The sequence below is a fragment of the Paracoccus salsus genome, from assembly GCF_021556615.1.
Taxonomy (GTDB): domain Bacteria; phylum Pseudomonadota; class Alphaproteobacteria; order Rhodobacterales; family Rhodobacteraceae; genus Paracoccus; species Paracoccus salsus.
Window position 1 is genome coordinate 507,111 of sequence record NZ_JAKGGD010000002.1, and the last position, 17,971, is coordinate 525,081.

At 66.9% G+C, this 17,971-nt stretch carries 16 protein-coding genes and 1 tRNA gene; 4 read left to right on the plus strand and 13 right to left on the minus strand.

Going from position 1 to position 17,971, the window contains the following annotated elements:
• Positions 1-182 precede the first annotated feature (182 nt).
• Genes L1965_RS05815 through plsY form a run of 3 tightly spaced genes read left to right on the plus strand, consistent with a single transcriptional unit; the run spans position 183 to position 3,006 of the window.
• Positions 183-1,145, plus strand: coding sequence for an aspartate carbamoyltransferase catalytic subunit (locus tag L1965_RS05815; protein ID WP_235755455.1), 963 nt, complete (start codon positions 183-185; stop codon positions 1,143-1,145).
• Complete coding sequence (gene pyrC, locus L1965_RS05820) at positions 1,142-2,425, plus strand: dihydroorotase (RefSeq protein WP_235755456.1); 1,284 nt, start codon at positions 1,142-1,144, stop codon at positions 2,423-2,425. Before L1965_RS05815 ends, pyrC begins: the two co-directional genes overlap by 4 nt.
• Entirely contained in the window at positions 2,422-3,006 is a 585-nt protein-coding gene (gene plsY, locus L1965_RS05825; protein WP_235755457.1) for a glycerol-3-phosphate 1-O-acyltransferase PlsY, read from the plus strand. The genes pyrC and plsY overlap by 4 nt, the downstream gene beginning before the upstream one ends.
• A gap of 1 nt (position 3,007) precedes the next feature.
• Here plsY and L1965_RS05830 read toward each other — a convergent pair whose 3' ends face one another.
• From L1965_RS05830 to L1965_RS05880, 11 genes are all read right to left on the minus strand, one after another.
• Positions 3,008-3,397 (minus strand): hypothetical protein, encoded by a 390-nt coding sequence (locus tag L1965_RS05830; protein WP_235755458.1) that lies wholly within the window; start codon positions 3,395-3,397, stop codon positions 3,008-3,010.
• A 184-nt stretch (positions 3,398-3,581) separates the two neighbouring features.
• Positions 3,582-4,952 carry a glutamate--cysteine ligase gene (locus L1965_RS05835; protein WP_235755459.1) on the minus strand — a complete coding sequence of 457 codons (1,371 nt, stop codon included), beginning with the start codon at positions 4,950-4,952 and terminating at the stop codon, positions 3,582-3,584.
• Positions 4,953-5,021: 69 nt separating this feature from the next.
• Entirely contained in the window at positions 5,022-5,567 is a 546-nt protein-coding gene (locus L1965_RS05840) for a hypothetical protein (protein ID WP_235755460.1), read from the minus strand.
• 52 nt (positions 5,568-5,619) lie between these two features.
• Positions 5,620-6,054, minus strand: a complete 435-nt coding sequence (locus L1965_RS05845; protein ID WP_235755617.1) for a molybdenum cofactor biosynthesis protein MoaE — start codon at positions 6,052-6,054, stop codon at positions 5,620-5,622.
• A gap of 18 nt (positions 6,055-6,072) precedes the next feature.
• Positions 6,073-6,318, minus strand: a complete 246-nt coding sequence (moaD, locus tag L1965_RS05850; protein WP_235755618.1) for a molybdopterin converting factor subunit 1 — start codon at positions 6,316-6,318, stop codon at positions 6,073-6,075.
• Positions 6,314-6,946, minus strand: coding sequence for a CDP-diacylglycerol--glycerol-3-phosphate 3-phosphatidyltransferase (gene pgsA / locus L1965_RS05855; RefSeq protein WP_235755461.1), 633 nt, complete (start codon positions 6,944-6,946; stop codon positions 6,314-6,316). The genes moaD and pgsA overlap by 5 nt, the downstream gene beginning before the upstream one ends.
• Before the next feature lie 182 nt (positions 6,947-7,128).
• Positions 7,129-7,512 (minus strand): hypothetical protein, encoded by a 384-nt coding sequence (locus L1965_RS05860; protein WP_235755462.1) that lies wholly within the window; start codon positions 7,510-7,512, stop codon positions 7,129-7,131.
• A gap of 166 nt (positions 7,513-7,678) precedes the next feature.
• Entirely contained in the window at positions 7,679-9,529 is a 1,851-nt protein-coding gene (uvrC, locus tag L1965_RS05865) for an excinuclease ABC subunit UvrC (RefSeq protein ID WP_235755463.1), read from the minus strand.
• A 324-nt stretch (positions 9,530-9,853) separates the two neighbouring features.
• Complete coding sequence (locus L1965_RS05870) at positions 9,854-10,783, minus strand: calcium/sodium antiporter (RefSeq protein WP_235755464.1); 930 nt, start codon at positions 10,781-10,783, stop codon at positions 9,854-9,856.
• 105 nt (positions 10,784-10,888) lie between these two features.
• Positions 10,889-11,698 carry a S49 family peptidase gene (locus L1965_RS05875; protein ID WP_235755465.1) on the minus strand — a complete coding sequence of 270 codons (810 nt, stop codon included), beginning with the start codon at positions 11,696-11,698 and terminating at the stop codon, positions 10,889-10,891.
• A gap of 46 nt (positions 11,699-11,744) precedes the next feature.
• Entirely contained in the window at positions 11,745-12,782 is a 1,038-nt protein-coding gene (locus L1965_RS05880; RefSeq protein ID WP_235755466.1) for a LacI family DNA-binding transcriptional regulator, read from the minus strand.
• Between the two features lie 100 nt (positions 12,783-12,882).
• Here L1965_RS05880 and L1965_RS05885 point away from each other — a divergent pair.
• A tRNA-Arg gene (locus tag L1965_RS05885) sits at positions 12,883-12,959 on the plus strand.
• Positions 12,960-13,597: 638 nt separating this feature from the next.
• Here the strand turns inward: L1965_RS05885 and L1965_RS05890 are convergent.
• Together L1965_RS05890 and L1965_RS05895 are read right to left on the minus strand one after the other, a co-directional pair.
• A complete protein-coding gene (locus L1965_RS05890; RefSeq protein WP_235755467.1) occupies positions 13,598-16,672 on the minus strand; it encodes an efflux RND transporter permease subunit in 3,075 nt (1,024 codons plus the stop codon).
• The gene (locus tag L1965_RS05895) at positions 16,669-17,967 is read right to left on the minus strand and encodes an efflux RND transporter periplasmic adaptor subunit (RefSeq protein ID WP_235755468.1); all 1,299 of its coding nucleotides are present in this window, start codon (positions 17,965-17,967) and stop codon (positions 16,669-16,671) included. Before L1965_RS05895 ends, L1965_RS05890 begins: the two co-directional genes overlap by 4 nt.
• Positions 17,968-17,971 lie beyond the last annotated feature (4 nt).

A 17,971-nucleotide genomic window follows, 5' to 3' on the forward strand; every position in this document is an offset into this window, starting at 1 on the left:
CGCATATCCTTGGGCGCGATTCTCGGCAATCTCCGGATTTGCATCCTGTGCAGAAACCTGCCTCCCGGTCTTCTTGAAAATCCCTCGCGGGCCGAGCGTTCGGAGCGGGCGCGCGGGCCGGCTTGCCGCATGCCCGCCCATCTGCGATAGAGAAGCGACCGCGATCCTGCCAGAGGCCGACCATGACCTTCCGCGCCCGCCATCTTCTGGGCATCGACCATCTCGCGCCGGCGGAAATTACCACATTGCTGGATCTGGCCGAGGACTATGTCGCACTGAACCGCCGCACGGTGAAACACTCGGACGCGCTGGCGGGCATGACCCTGATCAACATGTTCTTCGAGAACTCGACCCGCACCCAGGCCAGTTTCGAACTGGCGGGCAAGCGGCTGGGAGCCGATGTCATGAACATGGCGGTCTCGCATTCGTCGGTGAAGAAAGGCGAGACACTGATCGACACGGCGCTGACGCTGAACGCGATGCAGCCCGACCTGCTGGTGGTCCGGCACCCGAGCTCGGGGGCGGTGAAGCTTTTGGCCGAAAAGGTCAACTGCGCCGTCATCAACGCCGGTGACGGACGGCACGAACACCCGACCCAGGCGCTGCTGGACGCGCTGACGATCCGACGCGCACGCGGGCGGCTGCACCGGTTGACGATCGCGATCTGCGGTGACATCGCCCATTCTCGCGTCGCGCGCTCGAACCTGATCCTGCTGGGAAAGATGGAGAACCGCATCCGCCTGATCGGCCCGGCCACGCTGATGCCCGCGGGCGTCGCGGAGATGGGGGTCGAGCTTTACGAAGACATGCGTGAGGGTCTGAAAGGCGCGGACGTGGTGATGATGCTGCGGCTTCAGCGCGAACGGATGGATGGCGGCTTCATTCCGTCCGAGCGCGAATACTATCACCGCTGGGGGCTGGATGCCGAAAAGCTGGCACTGGCCGCACCCGACGCCATAGTCATGCATCCCGGCCCGATGAATCGTGGGGTCGAGATCGACGGAACCATCGCCGACGACATCAATCGCAGCGTCATCCAGGACCAGGTCGAAATGGGCGTGGCCGTCCGCATGGCCGCGCTTGACCTGCTGGCGCGAAACCTGCGCGCCGAACGGGGCCGCGCGGCGGCGGGGGTGATGGTGTGAGCACCCTTGTCCTGGCCAACGCACGCCTGATCGATCCCGAGGCGCAGACCGACAGGCCCGGCAGCCTGCTGGTCCGTGACGGGCGCATCGCAGGAACGGGCGCCATCGAAGAGGCCCCCCCCGACGGCGCGACGGTCATCGATTGCGGCGGACATGCCCTGGCGCCGGGGCTTGTCGACTGGGGGGTGAAGATCGGCGAACCGGGCGAACGGCACAAGGAAAGCTTCCGCAGCGCCGGGCGGGCCGCCGCCGCCGGAGGCGTGACCACGCTGATCGCGCGCCCCGACACCTCGCCGCCGATCGACACGCCGGAATCGCTGGAATTCGTCACCCGCCGCGCCGCCGATTCGCCGGTCAATATCCGCCACATGGCAGCGCTGACCAAGGCCCGCGAAGGACGCGAGATGGTCGAGATCGGGTTTCTCAACGATCTTGGCGCGATGGCCTTCACCGATGGTGTGCGGGTCGTCACCGACACCAAGGTGCTGTCTCGGGCAATGACCTATGCGCGCGGGCTGGACGCGCTGATCGTGGGCCACCCGCAGGATGCCGGGCTGTCGAAAGGCGCCGCCGCCACCTCTGGCAAGTTCGCCTCGCTCTACGGCCTCCCCGCCGTGTCGCCGATGGCCGAGGTGATGGGGCTGGACCGCGACCTGTCCCTGGTGGCGATGACCCGCTGCCGGTGGCATGCCGACCAGATCACCACCGCGGACGCCCTGCCCGCCCTCGTCCGGGCCCGTGAGGCTGGGCTGGACGTGACCGCCGGAATCGCGATCCACCACCTGACGCTGAACGAATTCGATATCGGCGACTACCGGACCTTCTTCCGTTTCACGCCACCGCTGCGCTCCGAGGACGACCGGCAGGCGATGGTGCAGGCCGTGGCGGACGGACTGATCGACGTGATCGCCAGCTTCCACACGCCGCAGGACGAGGAATCCAAGCGTCTGCCCTTCGAGGCGGCGGCCCCCGGTGCTGTCGGGCTGCAGACGCTGCTGCCGGCCGCGCTTCGTCTTTATCACCAGGGCGGGTTGTCGCTGCCGCAGCTATGGCGGGCGCTGGCGCTGAACCCGGCCCGGCGGCTGGGACTGCCCGCCGGCCGGCTGACCAGGGGCGCGCCCGCGGATCTGGTTCTGTTCGATCCTGATGCGCCCTTCCTCCTGGACCGCTTTTCGCTGCTTTCCAAATCCAAGAACACGCCGTTCGACGGTGCCCGGATGCAAGGCCGCGTGCTGGGGACCTGGAGGGCGGGGCAGCGAGTCTTCGGAGCGGACGCATGACCCTGATCCTGTGGAGCATTCTCGGCTATCTGCTCGGCTCGATCCCGTTCGGCCTGGCGATCGCACGCGCGCTGGGGTTGGGCGATCTGCGCAAGATAGGATCGGGCAATATCGGAGCCACGAACGTGCTGCGAACCGGCAACAGGCCCGCGGCCCTGGCCACGCTGCTTCTGGATTCCGGCAAGGGTGCCATCGCCGTGCTGATGGCCCGCCATTTCGGCGGCGAGACGGCGGCGTTTCTTGCAGGCGGGGCCGCGTTTCTCGGCCATTGCTTCCCTGTCTGGCTGGGCTTCAAGGGCGGCAAGGGTGTCGCCACCTTCCTCGGCACGCTGATTGCCCTGCACTGGCCGCTGGGGCTGATCGCCTGCGCGATCTGGGCGCTGAGCGCCGCGATCGCGCGGATCAGCAGCCTCAGCGCGCTGCTGGCGGCGGCACTGTCGCCGGTCTTCGCCTGGGCGATGGGGCGCAACGACCTGATCCTGGTCGCGATGTTCATGGCCGTGCTGATCTTCATTCGCCACAAGGCCAATATTGCCCGTCTCCTGGACGGGACCGAGCCGCGGATCGGCGGCAAACGCTAGATCAGCGTTCCGCCACCAGCTTGCGCGCGCCCATGCGCGCTGGGGCGACGCCCTCGGGCGAGCCGGTTTCCTCACGCGACGGGGTGGCCGAAAGGGGTCGCGGCGTCGGACCGGGGGACGGCGAAGCCGTCGCGCCGCCGCCCTGCGCCGCAATACGCCGCAACATCTCGGCACCGTGCCGCACCGAGATGGAGATCGAGATCACCGCCATGCACGCACCCGCCAGCAGGATCAGCAGCACGGCCCCCAGAAGCCCGACATAGATCGGCAGAGGCGGAGTGCCCTCGGCCTGCCTGACCAGCGCGAACACGGCCGCGCCAAGCGCGACCAGCCCGATCAGGAAGACCGCTCCGACCAGCCGCTGCACCCATGTCATCAGATCACCCCGCATCGCATGCCCCCGTTTCAGCCCTTCATCGGGTGCCATCGGATGCCGGGCAATTCAACCCGCTGCGTCCCGCCGACGGCTCACCTTGTTGTGCGCCCGAGCGGGCCCTGGCGGTGACGGCATTGGCCCCAAGATATGCTCGGGGGGTCCGGGGGGCAGACAGCCCCCCGGCCATCGCGGGACGCAATCAATAGGAATATTCGGCATAGATGCGTGACAGATCGCCCTGCCAGTCGCCGTGATAGCGCTCCAGCAACTCGTCGGCCGGCACCTTGCCGCTATCCACGCTTTCCTTCAGCGCGTTCAGGAAATGGGTCTCGTCCGGCACCAGCCCGCCAGCGCCCGGGAAGGCGCGATTCTTCAAGCCCTGCTCGGCGATCGCCAGCACCTCTCGCGCCAGGTCGTGCAGCCGGATGCCACCAGCCTCGCCCTGCAATGCGTCGCGACCGGCGGCCGCCCTCAACCCTTCGCGGGTTTCGTGGTCCCAGCCCTTCACCAGGTCCCACGCAGCGTCCAGCGCGTCCTGGTCATAGGTCAGGCCGACCCACAGCGCCGGCAGCGCGCACAGCCTGCGCCACGGGCCGCCATCGGCACCGCGCATCTCGATGAACTTCTTGACCCGCGCCTCGGGAAAAACCGTGGTCAGGTGATCGGCCCAGTCGGACAGCGTCGGCACCTCGCCCGGCAGTGCAGGCAACCGGCCGTCAAGAAAATCCCGGAACGACTGGCCAAGCGCGTCGATGTAGCGGCCGTCGCGATAGACGAAATACATCGGCACGTTCAGCACGTAATCGACCCACGCGTCGTAGCCAAAGCCGTCCTCGAACACGAAGGGCAACATCCCGGTCCGCGCCTCGTCCAGATTCTGCCAGATATGGGCACGCCAGCTCTTCATGCCGTTCGGCTTGCCGTCCAGAAACGGCGAGTTTGCGAACAGTGCCGTCGCCACCGGTTGCAGCGCCAACGCCACCCGAAGCTTCTGGACCATATCGGCCTCGCTCGCGTAATCCAGGTTCACCTGGACCGTGCAGGTGCGATACATCATCTGCTGGCCCAGGGTGCCGACGCGCGACATGTAATCCGTCATCAGCCGATAGCGTCCCTTCGGCATCATCGGCATCTGGTCCTGCGACCAGATCGGCGCGGCGCCAAGGCCGATGAACCCTGCTCCGATCCGGTCGGCCACGGCCTTCACCTCGGACAGGTGCTGATTCACCTCGTCGCAGGTCTGGTGGATCGTCTCGAGAGGCGCCCCCGAAAGCTCCAGCTGCCCGCCCGGTTCAAGGCTGACATTCGCGCCGTCGCGTTCCAGCCCGATGATCTTGTCCTGTTCCAGCACCGGCGACCAGCCAAAGCGTTCCTGCAGCCCGGTCAGCATCGCCGTGATCGAACAGTCGCCCTCATAGGGCAAGGGCAGTTTCTGCGCCTTGGAGTATCCGAACTTCTCGTGCTCGGTTCCGATCCGCCACGCATCGCGCGGCTTTTCGCCCGAGGCGATGTAGTCGGCCAGCTGATCGCGGCTTTCGATCGGGCCTCCGCCCTGCTGCGGGATGGACATGGGTGGCGGCCTTTCACGAATTGACGGTCGGTCACAGGTGGCAACAGGCGCCGCGCAAGTCAACCCGACTCAGCCCGGCCTCCGCCAAACGGTGCGGACCGCATCCGGCTGGTCCGCGACATGCGCCAGCGCGGTCGAGACCGCGCCCATGTCAAGCCCTGGCAGGGCGGTGAAGGCATGGGCCAGCGCCTCGGCGCCCGCCGCATCGACGGGGATCAGCAAGGCCTCGCCCGTGGCATTCCCGAGGCGCCAATGGCCGTGGCCGCGCAGGCGCAGCAGACGGATCTCGGAAAGGTCGCGCAGCGCAATCTCGCCGCCCGGACTCTCCGCGCCATAATAGCGGACAGCGCCCTCGACCACCTCGACGACGCCGGGCGCATCGACCTGGCGCCGGAAGGGAAGCCGTCGCCATGCGCCGATCAGCAGCGCCGTGCCGACCAGGCTCACCAGCCCGCCAAGCGCCGCGAAGAACCAGCCGCCGCGCAGCACAAGCCAGCCGCCGGACAGGACGACCGCGCAGGCCACCAGAATCTCGGACCAGCGCGCGGCAAGGGCGCGCAATTCGGGACGGATCATGGCGCGCGCCCATGCTGGCGAGCCGGCCAGCTCAGCCACGCCCGGCGTGCAGCGGATCCGTGGAACGGCATGATTCGGGCGCGGAAAGCGGTCACCAGCGCGACAACGCGGTCTCGTCGCTGGCCTTGGCGTCCACCCAGCACGCGGTTCCGTCCCGGCCGATCTCGCGCTTCCAGAAGGGTGCGCGGGACTTCAGCCAGTCCATCAGGTAATCTGCCGCATCGAAGGCGGCGCGGCGGTGACGGGCGGCGGTCGCGACCATCATGATCGGTTCTCCTACCGCCAGCCGCCCGTGGCGGTGCACGATCCGCCAGTCGGCCAGGCCGAAGCGGGATGCCGCCTGCTGGCCGTAATCGTTCAGCGCGCGCTCGGTCATGCCCGGGTAATGCTCGATCTCGAGCGCGGCCATCCGGCCGCTGTCGTCGCGCACGACGCCGGTGAACGTGACGACGGCTCCGGCGCCGGTTCCGAAACCCGCAAGCTCGGTCGCAAGATCGAAACCGGCAGACTGGACCCGCGCGCGCATGATCGGAGACGTCATGGATCAGCCGCCGGTCATCGGCGGAAAGAACGCGACCTCGCGGACCCCGTCCAGCGCTGCGTCGAGTTCGCTCAACTGCTGGTCCAGGGCGCAACGCACGGCGCCCAGATCGGCGAAGGCGGCGGCATGCCAGTCGTCGCGCGCCGCCAGTTCGGCGATCAGGTCGCGGACCGTCCTGGCCGAGGTCTCGACCTGTTCGCGCGGGGTTCCGATACGCTCGCGCAGCCAGGCGAAATAAAGCACGTCAATCGTCATCGGCAGGTTCCCGCAGATAGGGCAGCGCCTTGACGAAATAGTCCCAGCCGGTCCAGCCGGTCAACGCCGCCGCAATCCAGATCAATGCCAGCCCCGCCTGGTTGGCCATATCCGACCAGCTGTCGGACCAGGGCAGCTGTCCCTCGCCCACCAGCGGCGCGCGGCCATGTTCGACATAGGCCAGGCCCGTGCCCAGAAACAGCACGGCGATGGCGACCATCTGCAAGGTCGTCTTCCACTTGGCCAGCTTCGTGACCTTCAGAAGCCTGGCATCGGCGCCCAGGAATTCACGCAGGCCCGAAACGAAAACCTCGCGGAACAGGATGACTGCGACCGGCAGGATCAGCCAGGGATTCATGCCCGAATATCCGGTGATGACGACGATCGCGATGACCACCATGGCCTTGTCCGCGATCGGGTCCATGGCCGCACCGAAGCGGCTTTCCTGATGCCAGGCACGGGCCAGATAGCCATCGAACCAGTCTGTGATCGCCGCCACCAGGAACAGTGCCAGCGCCGCCCAATCCGCCCATGGGCGATGAAAATACAGGAACATCAGCGGCACGCCGGGCGCCGCGATCAGCCGAAGCATGGTGAGGATATTGGGAACGGACCAGCGCATCGCCGCAACCTAATCCCTGCCGCATCGGTTGGAAAGAGGCGGCAAGGGTCCTGGCGCGTGCGCGGCGACGGACCAGGCAATCTGGATGACGTTCAGGGCGACGGCGGCGGGGCAATGCAGAAGAAGACCATGGCCAGTGCGGCGCAGGGCCTGGCGATGCCCCGCCAGGCATCGCAGGGGGATCAGGCGACCGCGGTGCGGTCGGAGTAAAGCTCGAATGCCTTGTCTCCGATCGTCACATGGGTGGCCTTGATGCGCATCTCGCCGAAGTGATGTGTCCGGCGACCGACGACCGAGACGAAATCGCCGGGCAGTGCCTGCGATTCGGTCAACCCCACCGCAAGGTTGCGGCTGCGGGTTGCCAGTTCGATGGTCCAGTTCACGCCGTCGCGGGCGCGCACCTGCAGCGTGGGATCGCTGCCGGCAATGTTGTTGTCGATGATGGTCGCATCCAGACGGATCATTTCGTCTTCGAAATCCGTCCACTTGTCCCGAGTCAGGGCGTCATCCGGGGCGAAGACAGGCCTGCGGGTCACGGCAGGGCCGAAAGGCGGGAGGTGGGGCATGGCAGCCTCCTTCATCAATGGGTCGGGTGAGCAGATCGCAACCATAGCGTGAAGTCTTCGCAAGACGGCGGTAGAAAGCTACCGCAAATTTTGACCGGCAGGATGACGCTTCCGTCGTCACGGCGCCGGGCGCCGACATGCGGCCGGGGATTGCCGCCACCAGAGGTCAGCCCCGGGGGTGGAAATGGTCATGAACCTTCTGCGCCATCGCGGCCGAAATACCCTCGACCGCCAGCAGATCGGCCAGCCCGGCGCGGCTGACGGCCTTGGCGCTGCCGAAATGGGCCAGAAGCGCGCGCTTTCGCGCGGCCCCGATTCCCACGATCTCGTCCAGAGGATTGGCCATCACGGACTTGGCGCGCTTGGCGCGGTGCGTGCCGATCGCCCATCGATGCGCCTCGTCGCGCAGCCGCTGGATGAAATACAGGACCGGATCGTTCATGCGCAGCGCGAAGGGGCGTTGGCCGGGACGATGGAATTCCTCCTTGCCCTGGTCGCGGTCCACGCCCTTGGCGATGCCGACGACCGGGATGTCCTCGACCCCGAGATCGGCCAGGATGCCGTCCACCGCGGAAACCTGCCCCGCGCCGCCATCGATCAGCAGCAGATCGGGCCAGGCCTCGGTCTGACGGTCGGGGTCCTCTTTCAGCAGCCGCTGAAACCGTCGGGTCAGCATCTCTTTCATCATGCCGAAATCGTCGCCCGGCGTGATCTCGGTGCCCTTGATGTTGAACTTGCGATACTGGCTCTTGATGAACCCTTCGGGGCCGGCAACCACCATCCCGCCCACGGCGTTCGTGCCCATGATGTGACTGTTGTCGTAGATCTCGATCCGGCGCGGCACGACCGGCAGTCCGAACGCTTCGCCCACCCCTTCCAGAAGCCGCGCCTGTGCGGCCGATTCGGACATGCGACGGGCCAGGCTCTCGCGCGCATTGCGAAGCGCGTTGGCCACCAGTTCGAATTTCTCGCCCCTCTGGGGAACGAGGATCTCGACCTTGCGGCCGGCGCGTTGCGACAGCACCTCGGCCGTCAGTTCGGGATCCTCGGCAAAGTGGGACAGCAGAATCTGCCGAGGCGGCGGCTTGTCGTCGTAGAATTGCAGCAGAAAGGCCTGCACTACCTCGTCAGGCGATTCGGCCCCGCCGAGGCGTGGGTAGAAGTCCCGGTTTCCCCAGCTTTGATTGCCGCGGATGAAGAACACCTGCACGCAGGCCTGACCACCTTCCATGTGCAGCGCGACGATGTCGGCCTCGGCCACGCCACGCGGGTTGACCGCCTGCACCGACTGGACGGCCGTCAGCGCCTTGATCCGGTCGCGCAGCGCGGCAGCGCGTTCATACTCCATCGCTTCGGCCGCTTCGTTCATCTCAAGCGCCAGCGTGGCCTGGATGTCGGTGGACCTGCCCTGCAGGAAGCGCTCGGCATCGCGGACCAGCGCAGCGTAATCCTCTTTGCTGATGCGCCCGACACAGGGCGCACTGCACCGCTTGATCTGGTACAGCAAACAGGGTCGGGTGCGACTTTCAAAGGTCGAGTCCGTGCAGTTGCGCAGCAGAAAGACGCGCTGCAACTGGTTCAACGTGCGGTTTACCGCGCCAGCGCTTGCAAAGGGGCCGTAATAGTCGCCCTTTTCCGACTTTGCGCCACGATGCTTCTTGATCTGCGGAAAATCATGCACCTTGGCCACCAGGATGTTGGGAAACGACTTGTCGTCACGCAAAAGCACATTGTAGCGCGGCTTCAGCTGCTTGATGAGGTTCTGCTCCAGCAGCAGCGCCTCGGTCTCGGTCCGCGTGGTCAGGAACATCATCGAGGCGGTATCGCGGATCATGCGCGCGATGCGGCCGGAATGGCCCGAGGGCCGGGCATAGTTCGACACACGCGCCTTCAGATCGCGCGCCTTGCCGACATAAAGCACCGCGCCCTGTGCATCCAGCATCCGATAGACACCGGGGCTGGCGTCGAGCGAGCGAAGATAGTCATGGATCAGCGCGTGGCCGGTCTTCTGCGTCATGGCATCAAGAAAGTGATTCTCGCCACCGGCTGCAAGTTCCGAAGGGCGAGTGCAAGGGTGAAGCTGTCCACGACTCCTGTGGACAAGTCTGTGGGAGAGCTGTGCGGGAGGTCAGCTTCTGCCAGCAATCGTTACAGTTTCGTGAACCTGCCTTCAAAACAGGCACATATGCAAGCGATTGAAAGGAAAAGATATTTTTTAGCACCCGATCAAGGCCCTGAAATTTTTCACAGAATCGCGCCATCCGGCACCGGCCGCGTCGAGAGGTGGACAAAAGCGGCATAATGGCCGGCTTGCCCGGTTCGCACGGCCCCGATGGGGCGGCTAGAGCAGGACCCACAGGTAAACCCCGTAGGCCGCGAAGAACGCGCCGCCGGCGACGCGACCGATATAGAGCCCGCGGAACAGGAACGGTCCAAGCAGCAGCGCGCTGGCCAGCATCACCCACAGATCCAGACGCAGAATCTCGGCGGGGACTGGCAAGGGCTGAACCAGCGCCGTCACGCCGAGGATCGACAGGATATTGAAGATGTTCGAGCCGACGACATTGCCAAGCGCCATATCGGCTCGCCCCCGCATCGCCGACGCGACCGAGGCCGCAAGCTCCGGCAGCGACGTTCCGACCGCCACCAGCGTCAGGCCGATCACCGCCTCGCTGATGCCGAACGCCAGCGCGATGTCCGACGCGCCGCTGACAAGAAGATTCGCGCCGATCGGCAGGCCGATCAGCCCGCCTGCCAGCCAGATCGAAATCTGACGCCAGCGCGCACCCAACGCCGCGCCCTCCAGATCGGCGCCATCCTTGTCGGCCCTCGCCGTGGACAGCTGCCGCCACAGCACAAGCCCGAGCGCGATCAGCAGCACCAATCCCTCGACCCGTCCGATGACCCCCGTGAACGCCATGCCGATCAGCAGGACAGAGGCCGCGATCATCATGCCCCAGCTTTCCCTTAGGTCATGTTCATGGGTGGGAATCCCCGAAACCAGCGCGGCGGCCCCCAGGATCAACAGCACATTCGCGATGTTCGAGCCGACGACGTTGCCCATGGCGATGGCGCTTGCGCCTTTCAGCGCCGCCGACACCGACACGATCATCTCGGGCGCCGAAGTCCCGAAGGCCACCACCGTCAGACCCACGACAAGCGGCGCGACCCCCAGCCGCAAGGACAGGTTCACCGACCCCTTGACCAGCAGGTCACCACCCAGGACCAGAAGCACCAGCCCGGCCAATACATACAGAAGATCAACGATCACGGCGTGAGATGCCCAAGAGTTTCAGAAGAAACTTGCGAAAACCCGGGCCACTGAACAGGGCCAGCGCGACCATCACAAGAAGGAACAGGACGACGATCCGGACGCTCATCCGTTAGCCCCGAACCGGGCGAAGGCCGCGCGTTCCTCGGCGCTGTCGATCAGTGTCTGGGCGGAAAGGCCCATCCGCCGGAACAGCGACTGGCGCGGACTGTGCACGGAGAAACGCGTCTTGTCGCCGTAGAGCGCCTTCATCTTGGGGACCAGGTGGGCGATCCCGTCGGCGAGACCCAGACGCACGGCCTCCTGTCCGGCCCAGAACTCGCCGGTGAACAGGTCGCGATCCCCGGTCAGGCGGTCACCGCGCCTTTGCCGGACATGGTCCTTGAACGCCTCGTGGATCGGCTCCAACACGTTGCGCAAGCGTTCGACGTCCTCGCTGCTTTCGGGACGGAACGGGTCCAGCGTCGATTTCGACCGGCCTGCCGTATGGACCCGCCGCTCGATTCCCCATCGCTCCAGAAGCTGATGAAAACCGAACCCGGCCGAGATCACCCCGATCGATCCCAGTACCGAACTGTCATCAGCCCAGATTCGGTCCCCTGCGCAGGCCAGCCAGTAGCCACCCGAGGCGGCCATATCCTCGACGAAGGCGTGAACCGGCGTGCCGGTCTCGTCGGCCAGGCGACGGACGCGGGCGGCGATCAGCGATGATTGCACCGGGGACCCTCCGGGCGAATTGATCGACAGCGCCACGGCCGTCGGCTTGCCCCGACGAAAGGCGCGCTCGAACACCGGCGCAAGCGCTGCGTCGTTCAACGCGCCCACGCGACCGACCATGCCGATCGCACCGTGCAGCCTCACGACCGAAACGCGCGGACCGCGCCAGAGAATGCGATTCAGATAGGGTATCTTCATGTTGCCTCAGATAGTGCCGCTGCGGTGGCACCACAAGGCGGTCGGATCAGTTCCGAGCGCTGCCGGCGGGTGCGCGGATCGTATCGCCGGGAATGAAGGTCGGCGCCAGCGCGATCAGGCGATCGGGCGGCATTGCGTCCTTGCCCGCCACCAGCCGCGCCGCGCGGCGCCCGATTTCGACCCGGCGGGCATCCGTGGTGGTCAGCCTCACCGGCAACCCGTCCAGCAGATCGACACCGTTGAAGCCGGCCAGCCCGATGCGGTTCGGGATCTCATAGCCCGCCTCAAGGCAGTAAAGCAATCCGCCCGCCCCTATCATGTCGTTGGAGTAATAGAGAAAATCCAGATCAGGGGCGCGCGTCAGGATGCGCTCTGTCAGTTCGCGCCCTTTCAGCAGGGACGATCCCCCCTGATAATATTCGCGGGCCTCCAGTTGCAGCCCCGCCTCGGCCAGCCCTTCCTCGAACCCGACAAGGCGCTTTCGGGCCCGATGGTCCTCGGGCATGTGCGTGCCCACGAACCCGATGCGGCGGTAACCGGCCTCGACGATCCGGGCCGCCATCTCGCGACCGGCGCGGATATGCGAGATGCCGACCAATGTATCAATGGCCTCTCCGTCGATATCCATGATCTCGATCACGGGAATTCCTGCGTTTGCCAGCATCGCGCGCGATGCCTTGCTGTGCTCGACCCCTGCCAGAATGACCCCTGACGGTCGCCAGGACAGCATTTCGTAAAGCACCATCTCTTCCCGAGCGGGGGAATAGTTCGTCACGCCGATGACCGGCTGCAGCCCGGTGTCGTCCAGTTCGGCCGAGATCCCGCCCAACACGTCCGGAAATACCAGGTTGGACAGCGACGGGATGACCACGGCGACAAGATTGACACGTTGGCTGGCCAGGCCGCCGGCGATCTTGTTGGGAACATATCCCAGCGTCTTGGCGGCGGTCAGGACTTTTTCACGGGTCGCGGCCGAGACATCGCCACGGTTTCGAAGCACCCGACTGACCGTCATTTCGGATACGCCGGACGCCTCGGAAACGTCGCGCAGGGTCAGGGGACGTCGGGGACGTAGGGCTGTCATGGCTGCCGGATCTGTTATGGCGGTTGCGGGATGTTAGCGGACGGCATCGCGCGCGACAAGCTTGCCAATCCGTCCATCCGCCGTCAAAAGGGCAGCTGGCGGCCCCGTGGCTCAACTGGATAGAGCAGCCCCCTCCTAAGGGGCAGGTTACAGGTTCGAATCCTGTCGGGGTCACCAAAGCCCAATAAATTATGGCGTTTTGACAGCGGCTTGCGAAGGCGGCTGCGGAAACGCACGTCTGATTTCGCGGGCGTTCGGGCGCTTCGGACGGGATTCTTCTGCAGAACCAGTGCACGTCAAGCCGCGATCCAGTCCCTCTGAGGCGCTGCGATGAGCTGGCGTATCGTGAACGAATGCGCCGAACGCCGCTTCGGCAGCGCCGGACCCTCTGGGTCGCAGGGGGGGGGGCGGCGAAAAGGCACGAGGTCAAAAAGGGCGCTGGCGGCATTTTTGACCGACAGGCCTGGTGATCGGTCGTCGCCAGTGCTCGCCGACTGACACGATATACCCGGTGACGGCCTACGCCCCGAACCGGGCGCGCCGACCATCGGGGAGTTTGCACGTGCAGCGAGACCCGCTTCAACGCGATCGGTCGTGACCCGATCTTCAAAGGCCCATCAAGCGCTGGCATGACGCGTGGCAGAGCCGCCTTTCGCGGGGTTTCCGGCGCCTCCTCTCGGGCGCCCGAGGACGGCAACGCGGTGGAGACACCAAGTCGATGCCGCGGCACCAGGTTTCGGTATATGCGATGTCCGATCCGTTCCTGTTGCAACTGGAGCGTGGAGACGTCTCGTCCCGCAACGGGCTTCCGCGCTTTACCGATGGTCCTGTCGCATGTCATCGAGCACCGCGTAGAGCGCCGGCAGCACCAGCAGGATCAGCACCGTGGCAGCCAGAAGGCCGAAGACCACCGCGATCACCAGCGGCTTGAGCGTCTGCGCCTGGGTCGAGGTCTCCAGCAGAAGGGGCGCCATGCCCATGATGGTGGTCGAGACGGACACGAAGATCGGCCGGAACCGCGAACGCACCGCCTCTCCGGCGGCATCCGTGGCAGAACACCCTTCGGCGCGGCGGGTCTTGATGACACCGACCAGCAGGATGGCGTTGTTCACGACGATCCCGGCCAGCGATGCCGCCCCCACGAGCGATGGCATCGAGATGTTGTAGCCCATCAGCACGTGACCCCAGATCACCCCCAGAAAGGCCAGCGGAATGGTGATCATGACGATCAGCGGCTCGATGTAGCTGCGGAACTGGAAGCTGAGCACGATATAGACCCCGACCAGCCCGATCACGAAGCCCCGCAGGATCGAGCCGACGGTTTCCGCCGAATTCGCGGCCTGTCCGGCGATATCGAAGCCGAGGGCGGGGGTCCGGGTGACAAGGTCCGGCAGGAATCCTTCGGCCAGCCGGGCGGTGATCGCGTCGGCATTGCCGGCACGTCCGTCCACATCCGCCGATACGGTCAGGGTGCGCAGACCGTCGCGACGCGTGATGCTGCCCCACCCCCGCGCCTCGGTCAGGGTCGCGACAGAGGCCAGCGGCACGGTGTCGCCACCGGGCAAGGCGATCTCGAACTCGGTGAGATCGGCACGGGTGGCCCGGTCGGTTCCGCTCAACCGGACTTCCAGATCCCAGGCAAGGTCGCCGCGCCGGATTTCGGCAAGCTGCGTTCCAAGGAAGGCGGCGCGCAGCTGCGCCGCGACATCGCTCGCCGTCAGCCCAAGGGCCTCGGCCCCCGGCGACAGGCTCAGCCGCAATTCCGGCGTGCCGGGGCGCAGGTCGAGGATCGCATTGCGGACGCCCGCGTAGCTTTGCAACTCGGCCAGCGTGGCGCGGCCCGCGGCCGCCAGCGTCGCGAGGTCAGGGTGGGTCAGGCGCAGTTCCACGGCAATGCCTTGCGGGCCGATGCCCGGTTCGGTCAGGATCAGCGAGGTGACGCCGGACAGCGGGCCGATTTCCGCACGCCATAGAGTGACAATCTCGTCGAGCGTGCTGGTTCGCGTCTCCGCCCCCAGAAGGTCCACCGCGACGGTCGCGACATGGGTCCCGGTCTCGCTTGCCGACAGGTTGCGGCCCAGCCGCGTGATGCGGCGGATCACGAGGGGCTGTGCGTCGGGTTGGTCGGGGGTCAGGCCGGCGTCCACCCGGTCAAGCGCAGCCTCGACCTGCGCGACCGCTTCGCCAGTGCGCGCCAGCGGGGTGCCCGCGGGGAGCATCAGCCGCGCCTCCAGCACGTCGCCGTCGATCTCGGGCATCGCTTCGCGCTTGACCACGCCACCACCGAGTGCGCCGATGGTCAGGATCAGCGTGCCGATGGCCATCCCCGCCACCAGCCAGCGCCAGCGAATCGCGGCATCGGCCAGGCGGCCCACGCCGCGCTCGCGCAAGGCGTCGAACCCGGCATCGAAGCGGCGGCGAAAGCGGGACGGCGCGCGCTCTTTCATCCCGCCCTTCAGGTGATGCGGCAGGATCAGGAAGGCCTCGACCAGCGAGGCGGCAAGGGCCGCCAGCAGGACGACCGGCAGCACCTCCAGCACCGCGCCCAGCTCGCCCGCCAGAAAGGCCAGCGGCAGGAACACGGCGAGCGTGGTCAGGAAAGAGGAGAGCACGCCCGGGGCCACGGCGGCAACGCCAGCGGCCACGTCTTCCACCGTTGCGCCCTTGGCGGCATGCACGGCGATCGAATCCGCGATCACGATGGAATCGTCCATCACGATCCCGATCGCCATCAGCAGCGCCACCAGCGTCATCATGTTCAGGCTGAGTCCGGTCAGCGCCATCCAGGCGAAAGCGCCGGCAAAGGCCACGGGCAGGCCCATTGCGGCCCAGATCGCGAATCCGGGGCGGAAGAACAGGCTCATCACCGCCACGACCAGCACAAGGCCGATCACGCCGTTCTGTACCAGCATCAGCAGCCGGTCGCGGATGATGGAGGTCAGGTCCTGCACCACCTCGACCTTGACTGTCTCGGGCAGGCGCGCCGTCTCCGCCGCCACCAGCGCGGTCACGTCATCAAGGACGCGCAGCGCGTCGGCGTCCAGCGCCTTGGCCACGTCGATCACGATCGCGGGCGTGCCATCGACGAAGGCACGGTCCTGCGGCGGCTCGAACCGTTCCTCAATGACGGCCACGTCGCCCAGGGTTAGGGTCGCGCCGTTGGGCAGGACCAGCACCGGGATCGTGGCAAGCGCCGTCGCCGTGTCCCGCTCGGCGGCAAACCGCAGCGTCAGGTCGGCGCCCGCGCCTTCCAGCGTGCCGGCGGGCAGGTCGATGTTCTGGGCGGCGATGGCGCTGGCCAGGGACGCGGGCGTCAACCCATGGCTTGCAAGGACCGCCTCGCGCGCCGAGACGTGCAGCGTGCGCACCCCAAGGCCCGACCGCGTCACCGTCGCCACCCCGGGCAGGACGCTCAGCCGGTCGGACAGGCCGTCGGCGTAGAGATCCAGTTCGCCCAGCGGCAGATCGCCCGAGACGGCGACGGACGTGACCTGATCGGTCCGGTGCAACTCGCGGGTGATGGCGGCATCGGCGCTGGCCGGGAATGTATCGATCGCGGCAACCTCGGTGCGCAGCGAATTGACAAAGCGCAGGGCGTCATTGCCGGGGGCCATGGTTGCGACCGCACGGGCGCGGCCGGTCTGCGCGGTGCAGGTCAGCGTCTCAAGCCCCTCGACGCCCTGCACCCCGTCCCACAGCGGCGCGCAGATGGCGCTTTCCACGTCTTCGGCGGTGGCGCCACGCCAGGGCACGGTGATCTCGGCCTCGGTTGCGCGGAAATCGGGAAAGGTCTCACGCAGCAGGCCGGGCGCGGCGAAGACACCGGCAGCCAGGAACAGCAGCAGAAGAAGATTGCCCGCCGTCGGATGCCCCGTGAACCAGCGGATCATTCCGGCGCCTCTACCGGCAAAAGCGCCATGCCGGGGATGGCCGGCGCGATGTCGTCGATCACCACGCGGTCGCCCGCGGCAAGCCCCTCGTCGATCACCACGCGCCCGTCCTGGTCGAAGGCGGGTGTGACCGGGCGCAGTTCCAGCCGATCACCAGCGCCTGCGACGCGCACCATGCCCCCGTGAAGGGCCGCCTCGGGGATGGCGATGACCCCGCTTCGCGGCGCGCCCTTGAAGGCAAGCTGCACCTGCATGTTGGAGACGAGCGGCAGGCGGCGGGGCGGGTCCGCGCCCGCGTAAGGATCGTCGACCGTCACCACCACGGGCACGGTGCGGGCGCGGGCATCAAGCGCGCCCTCGATCCGGCTGACGCGCGCGGGCCATTCCTGCGCGGGGTCGGACAGGGGGCTGAGCGTCACGCCGATCTGCGTGGCGGGCACACCGCGCATCATGTCATCGACGGAGATACCCCCGGGCAGATCGGCCACGAGGCGGCGAAAGCTGTCGATTGGCAGATGCGCCACGACCTCGGCCGCGGCGATCCCGTCGGCGCGGATGACCACCTGACCGGGTGCTACGGTCTGAAAGCGTTCGGCGCTCACCTCGGTCACGCGCAGATCGAAGGGTGTCGCCAGCGCGGTCCGGTCAAGCGAGCGGCGCGCGCGGTCGATGGCGGCCTGCGTCCGCGCGGTCTGCGCCGCGATGCGCGCCTCGCGCGACGGGATGAGGGCCAGCGTGTTCTCCAGCTCCGCCACCGTGCGACGGGCCAGAAGGGTGGCACGCTCGGCCTCGTCCAGACGCGCCTGCGGCACGGTCCCCTGTTCGGCCAGCCGGCGGGTCCGGGCCAGATCGGCCTCGGCCAAAGCCAGCCGGTCGCGTTCCAGTTCGAGGATACGACCCGTGTTGGCGGCCTCGGCGGTCAGTTGCGCGGCTTCGGCGGAAAAAGCTTTCAGATCGGCCTCGGCCTGCGCGAGCGCCAGTTCGTAATCGGCCGGATCGATCCGCAGCACCTCTGTCCCGGCCGGAATCAGGCGGCCCGGCTCAAGGTCGGGGTGACGCCAGATCACCTCGCCCTGCACCTCGGACACCGCCACCCAGGTTTCGGCGGCGCGCAGGTTGCCCCAGGCGGTGGCGGTGGGGCGAATCTGCTGCGCCGCGACCGTGATCACACGGACAGGCAGGGCCGCGTCACCGCCCTCGATCTGCGCGGGACCGGGGGCCTGCGAGATCATCCAGACCGCCGCGGCGATCCCGAGCCCGATGGGTGGCAGGGCGAGAAGGGGCGCAAACCGCATGGCC